This window comes from Parabacteroides sp., from assembly GCF_977054455.1.
Window position 1 is genome coordinate 22,351 of record NZ_CDRTCT010000042.1, and the last position, 7,948, is coordinate 30,298.

The window sequence follows — 7,948 nt, forward strand, 5'->3', positions numbered from 1 at the left end:
TAATATTTACACAAAAAAGGTAAAAACAGAACGCCTTATATGTTAAAAATGCATTACCAAAGGATGGCAATCTTCTTTCTATCTATTTTTAAGCTAATGCTTTACACCACTCCACAGGCGTATCTTCATATCCTACGCGTTCCGTACTGACTAATAAGAACAGAAATGCAACGTAAATTGTTGTAGCCGACACTTAAAAACTTTTCCCGAAAGCATTGACTTTTAATTATTAACTCTATCTTTGCCTCTTGTAAGAGTTACGTGAAATGACACAAGAAGGTATTACACAGATAGACATCAAACAGGTATTACAGCAAAAGGCGCCTTCGGCCGCCCGCAAGATTCCCGGCTTTGTGGTTGACTATCTGATCCGTACTGTTCATCAGGATGAGTTGAACGACATCCTCCGCCGGTATCACGATAAAGACGGGGTAGCGTTCATGCAAGAGTTGATCGGATATTTTGACTTGAATCTGGAATTGGTAAACGAAGAGAATATTCCTGCCGGAGGCCGGTACATATTCGCCTCCAACCACCCGCTGGGCGGACTGGACGGGATTTGCCTGTCGGCCGTTATCGGCGGGCGTTTCGACGGGAAGATCCGCTACCTGGTGAATGACCTGCTGCTCTACCTGTCCAACCTGAGATCGATCTTCGTCCCCATCAACAAACACGGGGCGCAGGGGAAAAAGAACGCCGAGCTGATCGAAAAGGCCTATGCTTCGGACAACCAGATCGTCACTTTCCCCGCCGGCTTATGCTCACGCAAGCAACACGGGAAGATACAGGACACCGAATGGAAGAAGTCGTTCATCCAAAAGGCCGTAGAATACCGGCGGGACGTCGTACCGGTGTTTTTCGAAGGACGCAACTCGAGCTTTTTCTACCGTCTCGCCAACCTGCGGAAAGCATTGGGCATAAAGATGAATTATGAAATGATCTACCTGCCCGACGAGATGTTCAAAAGCAAACACAAGACATACCGTATCCATTTCGGGAAGCCGATTCCCTGGCAAACCTTCGAGGACAGCCGTAAACCGGCCGAATGGGCAGAGTGGGTGAAGGAAGTTGTCTATAATCTAAAGAAATAATTGATTCTATCATATGCAAGACATTATCAAACCGATTGACCGTGCTCTCCTGAAAGCGGAACTGACCGTGGACAAGAAACTGCGGAGGACCAACAAATCCAACAATGAGATATACATTGTCACAGCCCACGACTCTCCCAACGTGATGCAAGAGATCGGGCGACTCAGGGAAATCGCTTTCCGGTATTACGGAGGCGGAACCGGCTTTCCTGTCGATATTGACGAATACGACACGATGGACGATGCTTATCGCCAACTTATCGTGTGGAGCCCTGAAGACGAACAGATCCTGGGGGGGTACCGCTTCCTCTGCGGTTCGGATGTAAAATTCGACAAAACCGGCAAACCTATTTTAGCGACCTCTCATCTGTTTAATTTCTCCGAGAAGTTCAATAAAGAATATTTGCCGTACACGGTCGAGCTGGGCCGTTCGTTCGTGACGTTGGAATACCAGTCGACCCGTTCAGGCAGCGCGAAGGGATTGTTCGTGCTGGATAATCTCTGGGACGGCCTCGGAGCGCTTTCGGTGGTGGACCCCAGCTTGCAGTATTATTTCGGGAAGGTGACGATGTACAACACCTACAACTCCGAAGCCCGCAACATGATCCTGTATTTCCTGAACATGCACTTCCCCGATCCGGAGAAGCTGATCATTCCGGTCTATCCCTTGGAAACAGGCACGGATCTGGAAAAGATGCAGGAGCTTTTCAAGTACGACAACTTCAAGGATAATTATAAGGTATTGAACCAGGAGGTCCGTAAGTTCGGCATCAATGTGCCGCCGCTGGTCAATGCCTATATGAGCCTCTCCCCCAAGATGCGCGTATTCGGCACGGCCATCAACCATGAGTTTGGAGAGGTGGAAGAGACCGGCATACTGATCGCCATCGACGAGATCCTCGAAGACAAAAAGAAGCGTCATATCGAGACTTACCTGAACGAGGAAGGCAAATCGGCCGACTTGATACGCAATAGTTGAAACGATATATAAGAGCCAGGTACGCGGATGACGCGGATTAGACGGATTAAAACGGATTTAATTATTTCATCCGTCAAGATCCGCTTAATCCGCGTCATCCGCGTACCTGGCTCTTTTTGTATACTAACCTTAGATTACTCTCCGCTCTTCTGTTTCTCCCACTCTCCGGCAATCTCCTCAAGCGCGTCGTACCATTCCTTTCCGAAACGGCGGATCAGCGGTTCTTTCAGGAACTTATAGACCGGAAGATTTTCTTTCTTACCTAACACCTCTGCTGCTTTGCAGATATTCCAGCGATTGTAATTAACCGCTTCGAACGTGTCGTACTTTTCCACACGTATCGGGTAAAGATGGCAGGAAACCGGTTTATAGAAAGAGAGCTTGCCTTCGCGATAGGCCTTCTCCACGGCACACTTGCAAGTTCCGTCCGCATCGTAGCAGGTAAAAACACAGTCCTTGCCGTTTACGATAGAAGTCACCAAGTCTCCCTCTTCATCAATATAGGCAACGCCTTGTTTCTTGATGATCTCCCTGGCTTTCGGCGCCAGATCGTCCCAGATAACCGGAAGGGCCTTTTCCAGTTCGCCCACCTCTTCCTCCAGCAAGGGCGCACCGGAATCACCTTCCACGCAGCAAATGCCTTTGCAATGCGACAGATCACATAAAAACTGACGCTCGAGGACGTCGAGGCTGACCAAAGTATTGTCTATTTGAATCACTTCTTAAATTGAAAATTAAAAATTGAAAATTAGAAAATAAATGCTTATCTCCCTAATGATGATTTTACAGACTTGACTATGCTAACTAAAAGAGCAATTAATTCCTTACAATCAATCGAGATAGATTTATAAATCTGTTCACTTAAATAATCCGTATCTCTCAATAAAGAGAGCCAATAAAATGTTTCATTAGCTTCTTTCAAAGCAACATTCATTTTATTAAGAAAATCAGCACTACTTTGCGCATGATGTGCTTCTGCGACCAATGCTCCTATAGCAGTACCGCTTCGCAACATCTGTTTTGATAAGACATACTCTTTTTGATCATTTGTTAAAAACTTGTATGCGTTCACTATACGAATAGCAAACGCATACGATTTAGTCTGGATCACATTATTCACCAGTCTTATTTTTTAATTTTTAATTCTTAATTCTTAATTCTTTATCAAGTCCTGTCCTGTCATATCAGCCGGCTGCGCCATACCCAAAATGTGCAGGATAGAAGGAGCGACATCGGCCAGGACACCGTTTTCCACTTTTGCATTTTTATTCTCCGTTACATAGACAAAAGGAACAGGGTTCAGGGAGTGGGCCGTGTTGGGAGTGCCATCTTCGTTGAGCGCGTGATCGGCATTACCGTGGTCGGCGATGATGATTACTTCATAACCGTTGGCCTTGGCAGCTTCGACAGTGTCCTTCACGCAGTTGTCGATAGCGGTCACCGCCTTTTCGATCGCGCCGTAGATGCCGGTGTGGCCTACCATGTCGCCATTGGCATAGTTCACGACGATGAAGTCGAACTTCTGCGTACCGATAGCTTCAACCAACTTTTCTTTTACTTCATAAGCACTCATTTCCGGCTTCAGGTCGTAAGTGGCGACTTTCGGGCTCGGAACCAGGATGCGTTCTTCTGCCTTGTACGGAGTTTCGCGGCCGCCATTGAAGAAGAAAGTCACGTGAGCATACTTTTCCGTTTCGGCGATATGAAGCTGAGTCTTTCCGTTCTCAGCCAGATATTCTCCCAATGTATTCTGGACATTTTCCTTGTCGAACAGGATATGGACGCCTTTGAAAGAAGCGTCGTACGGAGTCATGCAATAATACTGCAGGCCGGGGATCGTGTGCATGCCCTGTTCCGGCATATCCTGCTGAGTCAGCACGACAGTCAATTCTTTCGCACGGTCGTTACGGTAGTTGAAGAAGATCACGACATCGCCTTCTTTGATCGTACCGTCTACGGTAGCGTTGTTGATCGGCTTGATAAACTCGTCGGTCACGCCTTCGTCATACGATTCCTGCATGGCCTGAACCATGTCGGTAGCTTGTTTTCCCTTGCCTTCAACCAGCAGGTCGTAGGCTTCCTTCACGCGTTCCCAGCGTTTGTCGCGGTCCATTGCGTAGAAACGGCCGACGATAGATGCGATCTTTCCGGCAGACTGTTCACAGTGGGCCGTCAGTTGTTCGATAAATCCTTTACCGCTCTTCGGGTCTGTGTCGCGGCCGTCCATGAAGCAGTGGATGAAAGTATTGTCGATTCCGTATTCCTTGGAGATATCGCAAAGTTTGAACAGGTGGTCGAAAGAACTGTGTACGCCACCGTTGGAGGTCAACCCCATGAAATGGATGTTTTTGCCGTGTTCTTTGGCGTAAGAGAAGGCAGAAACGATTTCAGGGTTCTTCATGATGCTGTTGTCGGCACAGGCACGGTTGATCTTCACCAAGTCCTGGTAAACGATACGTCCGGCCCCGATATTGAGGTGTCCGACTTCAGAGTTACCCATTTGCCCGTCAGGCAGCCCTACGTTTTCGCCGCTTGCCTGTAACTGTGAATGAGGATAAGTGGCCAGCAGGCTGTCCCAATAAGGAGTGGGAGTGTTAAAGATTACATCGTCTTTACCTTGATCGCCGATACCCCAGCCGTCAAGAATCATTAAAAGGGCTTTCTTGCTCATGATTGCTTAATTTATTATATTGTTTATACTCATTTTCGTTATCCGGGCGCAAAGATAATCAATTTCAACCATATATTGTTTGCCCATAAAATATTACTTTTGCAAACGAAATGGAAAAGACGATACAAGACAAAGAGCTGGGAACCATCCTCCTCCGCACCAGTCCCCGCGCTACCCGCTACACGCTGAAAATCTCCAAGGGCATGATCACGGCTACCATGCCTCCGGGGGGCGACGAAGCGCGTATGCTCGCTTTTATCCGCGAGAACAAGGAAAAACTTCTCATAGCCCTTGCCAAACATCCCGCCCGCCCGCTCCTGACGGACAAGACGGAGATGCAGACCGCAACGTTCCGCCTCCATATCTTCCGTACCGACCGGGCTAACTTCTATATGAAATTAGACAACGGCATCCTGCATATCGCCTGTCCCTCGCAGACCGACTTTGCCGACGAGCGTGTACAAAAATTACTGAAAGACTTCTTAGAACAGGCTCTTCGTCACGAGGCCCGTCGCCTCCTGCCTCCACGGTTGTTTAATTTGGCCTCCCGCCACGGCTTCACCTGCACAGGTGTAAAGATATTCAACAGCAAAAGCCATTGGGGGAGTTGCACGCCACGCCGTAGCATCAACCTTTCCCTCTCCTTGATGCTCCTGCCCTGGCCCCTGATCGACTACGTCCTCCTTCACGAACTTTGCCACACCATAGAGATGAACCACAGCGACCGTTTTTGGGCACTGATGGACAAGGTCACGGACAGGAAAGCGTTAGAACTGAGGAAGGAGTTGAAGAAGTATCATATGCTGTAAATACGTCTGTCAAAGATTTATAGCACCGAATCAATTCTTTTTAGAAGCAAATCCATCCATTATAAATAAAAGACACTATCTTTGTAATATAAACATTAAGAAAAGAATAGATCATGGATACAAGTCTGAAACTGGAAGCTGACAAAGCCGAATTGGCTCGTGCCATACTTTCCATCGAAAGTGATGATGTTCTTGAAAAAGTGAAAAGTCGTTTGTACGGTCTGCTGAATATAAAGAAAAAACAAATGATAATGGATGCTGATAAAGATGCAGCATTGCATCGCCTTGCCGGTATCTGGAAAAATGATTCAGAAATAGAAAATATAAGCGAATGCATTAAGCAGGGACGTAAGAGTAACACGACTCGACATATTGTCTCCTTTGACGAATGAAACGTTATCTCCTCGATACCAACATCTGCATTTTTTACTTGCAAGACAAGTATGGAGTGGTTTCCCAATTAGAAAAAGCGGGAAGAAAAAATTGTTGCATTTCCGAAATTACAGTAGCTGAACTTCTTTATGGTGTATCATGCAGTAATAACAAAGACAAATACTTGCCTGAGGTATATGAGTTTATCGATCAATTTGAAATCATTCCGATATATCCTTCATTGTTGACTTTTGCCAATTCAAAAGCTACTTTGCGTAAGCAAGGAATGCTTATTGATGATTTCGACTTATTGATAGGCGCAACTGCTATCAACAACAATTTGACATTAGTAAGTGAAAACTTAAAACACCTTTCCCGTATTCCTCTTTTAAAAATAGAAAACTGGATCATACGTTAAAAAGGCGAAGGCATCTTTCCGTAATAGTAAAATTCACAGAAAACATCTGATAAATATAGTATAACACGAATCCTCTGCGATCGAATGACTACTGGGGATGTTCCTGCCCTGGCCCCTGATCGACTACGTCCTCCTTCACGAACTTTGCCACACCATAGAGATGAACCACAGCGACCGTTTTTGGGCACTGATGGACAAGGTCACGGACGGGAAAGCGATAGAAATGAGGAAGGAGTTGAAGAAGTATCATATGCTGTAAGCCGGATTATCTTGCATTAAAACAATCCGGCCGGTTCAATGGATGAGCATTAACAGGTTATAACCCGCTGATCTCTTTTAACGACAAGCCGGTACATTGAGCAATCGTCTCGATGTTGATCCCTTGCTTTTTTAAATTGGTTGCGATAAGACGCTGCTCCTCGGCCTTGCCTTCTTCTTTTCCTTTTTCAATTCCATGCTTCATGCCTTCCGCCTTTCCTTTTTCCAATCCTTTTTCCATCCCGTCTTCGAAGCTGGTGTCGAGGGCGGCGGAGAGGTCGCGTTCGACGGAAAGGCTCAGTTCGTATTCCAGGCGTTGGTCGGGGGTCATGCGCTCTACCTCCACGATGCTTTTCAGCTTGCGGAATATCTGATTGTTCAGTTCTTTCGGTAATCGTTCCATGATCTCGATGTTGTTTAAGACATATAACCACTTCTTGTAAAGTGTATCACACTCCGACAAAGGTAATACAAATTTCGGCATTTCGATATAGATTTCGTTGAGCGTCTCGCTGAAAGGAACTTTCAACTCCCGATCCATGCGTACGACATCCCAGCGGTATTTATCAGGACGGGACGGGTCCATCACGTAGTTAAGGATGCACACGACATATACTTTATTGATCTGATAGTTCCAACGTTTGCGGACTACTTCGTCCGGTTCCTTTTCGAGCCTTTCCTTTACTATCATGGATTGTTGCTGGATGGCGAACGAGGCGTAGTATAACACCCTGTCGGAGAAGTACTTCTGTCGGCTCTTCTGTAATATATAATAACTTCCAAATAATCCACTAAAAAAGAACCCATTCCAACAATTTTTTCGCTCGTCGGGACGCGTGCTCGCGCCCCTTGCCGCTGGGCGTTCCCCGAGCGATGAATTATACAAGTTTATAAGTATATTGATACATAGTCTGATGGCGTACTAATGCAAAACAGATGTGTATTAACTTATTACTTATATTATTCATTATCACTCTGTGAGATTTTCCCTTTTCTTTTTTTGAATTATAATATTCCGCGATATCTTTATTGAACCGTTTGGCACTCATTGCCGCCATTCCAAGAAGCGATTTCACCCTCATATTGGCTAATCGACTGGTATGAGTACCTCCTTTTACACTTGTTCCCGAACTGTATTCGAAAGGGGCAACACCTGCATAACAAGCAAACTGTCTTGCTGTTTCAAAACGTGTAAAGTTGTGACTGTAAATAAGTAAAACAACTGGTTCTTCGTCACTTTCGGGGCAGTTCATGTGTTAAAGCTAGTAAGTTTATTGCAAAGCAAGGTAATGCTTGCCCTGTTGAACATTTGTCTTTTGATAGCTTTAGTTTTATTGACTGTGCCTTCCA

Annotated in this window: 10 protein-coding genes and 1 pseudogene; 6 read left to right on the forward strand and 5 right to left on the reverse strand. The window is 45.8% G+C overall.

Annotation, left to right across the window (positions count from 1 at the left end; translation table 11 throughout):
- Window positions 1-266 precede the first annotated feature (266 nt).
- Window positions 267-1,091, forward strand: a complete 825-nt coding sequence (locus ACW6QF_RS17430) for a 1-acyl-sn-glycerol-3-phosphate acyltransferase (RefSeq protein ID WP_456088728.1) — start codon at window positions 267-269, stop codon at window positions 1,089-1,091.
- A gap of 13 nt (window positions 1,092-1,104) precedes the next feature.
- Window positions 1,105-2,070 carry a GNAT family N-acetyltransferase gene (locus ACW6QF_RS17435; RefSeq protein WP_456088729.1) on the forward strand — a complete coding sequence of 322 codons (966 nt, stop codon included), beginning with the start codon at window positions 1,105-1,107 and terminating at the stop codon, window positions 2,068-2,070.
- Window positions 2,071-2,204: 134 nt separating this feature from the next.
- On the opposite strand, the gene ACW6QF_RS17440 is transcribed toward ACW6QF_RS17435, so the two are convergent.
- The 3 genes from ACW6QF_RS17440 to gpmI are packed head-to-tail and all read right to left on the reverse strand — an operon-like array spanning window position 2,205 to window position 4,741.
- Entirely contained in the window at window positions 2,205-2,789 is a 585-nt protein-coding gene (locus ACW6QF_RS17440) for a DUF3109 family protein (RefSeq protein ID WP_456088730.1), read from the reverse strand.
- Between the two features lie 44 nt (window positions 2,790-2,833).
- On the reverse strand, window positions 2,834-3,190 hold the full coding sequence (locus ACW6QF_RS17445; RefSeq protein ID WP_005634277.1) for a four helix bundle protein: 357 nt from the start codon (window positions 3,188-3,190) through the stop codon (window positions 2,834-2,836).
- Between the two features lie 33 nt (window positions 3,191-3,223).
- Window positions 3,224-4,741 carry a 2,3-bisphosphoglycerate-independent phosphoglycerate mutase gene (gene gpmI / locus ACW6QF_RS17450; RefSeq protein ID WP_456088731.1) on the reverse strand — a complete coding sequence of 506 codons (1,518 nt, stop codon included), beginning with the start codon at window positions 4,739-4,741 and terminating at the stop codon, window positions 3,224-3,226.
- 110 nt (window positions 4,742-4,851) lie between these two features.
- Between gpmI and ACW6QF_RS17455 the strand changes: the two genes are divergently transcribed.
- The 4 genes and pseudogenes from ACW6QF_RS17455 to ACW6QF_RS17470 form a co-directional block, all read left to right on the forward strand.
- Entirely contained in the window at window positions 4,852-5,550 is a 699-nt protein-coding gene (locus tag ACW6QF_RS17455) for a M48 family metallopeptidase (RefSeq protein ID WP_456088732.1), read from the forward strand.
- 113 nt (window positions 5,551-5,663) lie between these two features.
- The gene (locus ACW6QF_RS17460; RefSeq protein ID WP_456088733.1) at window positions 5,664-5,942 is read left to right on the forward strand and encodes a hypothetical protein; all 279 of its coding nucleotides are present in this window, start codon (window positions 5,664-5,666) and stop codon (window positions 5,940-5,942) included.
- Entirely contained in the window at window positions 5,939-6,340 is a 402-nt protein-coding gene (locus ACW6QF_RS17465) for a PIN domain-containing protein (RefSeq protein ID WP_456088734.1), read from the forward strand. The genes ACW6QF_RS17460 and ACW6QF_RS17465 overlap by 4 nt, the downstream gene beginning before the upstream one ends.
- 97 nt (window positions 6,341-6,437) lie before the next feature.
- Window positions 6,438-6,599, forward strand: a pseudogene (locus tag ACW6QF_RS17470) (YgjP-like metallopeptidase domain-containing protein); the annotation flags it as partial.
- Window positions 6,600-6,656: 57 nt separating this feature from the next.
- Here ACW6QF_RS17470 and ACW6QF_RS17475 read toward each other — a convergent pair.
- Both ACW6QF_RS17475 and ACW6QF_RS17480 read right to left on the reverse strand, forming a co-directional pair.
- Window positions 6,657-7,484, reverse strand: coding sequence for a PD-(D/E)XK nuclease family transposase (locus ACW6QF_RS17475; RefSeq protein ID WP_456088735.1), 828 nt, complete (start codon window positions 7,482-7,484; stop codon window positions 6,657-6,659).
- Window positions 7,477-7,851: a transposase gene (locus tag ACW6QF_RS17480; RefSeq protein WP_456088736.1), complete on the reverse strand. Its 375-nt coding sequence runs from the start codon at window positions 7,849-7,851 to the stop codon at window positions 7,477-7,479. Before ACW6QF_RS17480 ends, ACW6QF_RS17475 begins: the two co-directional genes overlap by 8 nt.
- Between the last annotated feature and the right edge of the window lie 97 nt (window positions 7,852-7,948).

What these genes read in the sequence shown, in the direction of transcription:
- ACW6QF_RS17435 (WP_456088729.1), top strand. Translation starts at nt 1,105, where the DNA reads ATGCAAGACATTATCAAACCGATTGACCGTGCTCTCCTGAAAGCGGAA.
- gpmI (WP_456088731.1), bottom strand. Translation starts at nt 4,741, where the DNA reads ATGAGCAAGAAAGCCCTTTTAATGATTCTTGACGGCTGGGGTATCGGC.
- ACW6QF_RS17430 (WP_456088728.1), top strand. Translation starts at nt 267, where the DNA reads ATGACACAAGAAGGTATTACACAGATAGACATCAAACAGGTATTACAG.
- ACW6QF_RS17455 (WP_456088732.1), top strand. Translation starts at nt 4,852, where the DNA reads ATGGAAAAGACGATACAAGACAAAGAGCTGGGAACCATCCTCCTCCGC.
- ACW6QF_RS17460 (WP_456088733.1), top strand. Translation starts at nt 5,664, where the DNA reads ATGGATACAAGTCTGAAACTGGAAGCTGACAAAGCCGAATTGGCTCGT.
- ACW6QF_RS17465 (WP_456088734.1), top strand. Translation starts at nt 5,939, where the DNA reads ATGAAACGTTATCTCCTCGATACCAACATCTGCATTTTTTACTTGCAA.
- ACW6QF_RS17480 (WP_456088736.1), bottom strand. Translation starts at nt 7,851, where the DNA reads ATGAACTGCCCCGAAAGTGACGAAGAACCAGTTGTTTTACTTATTTAC.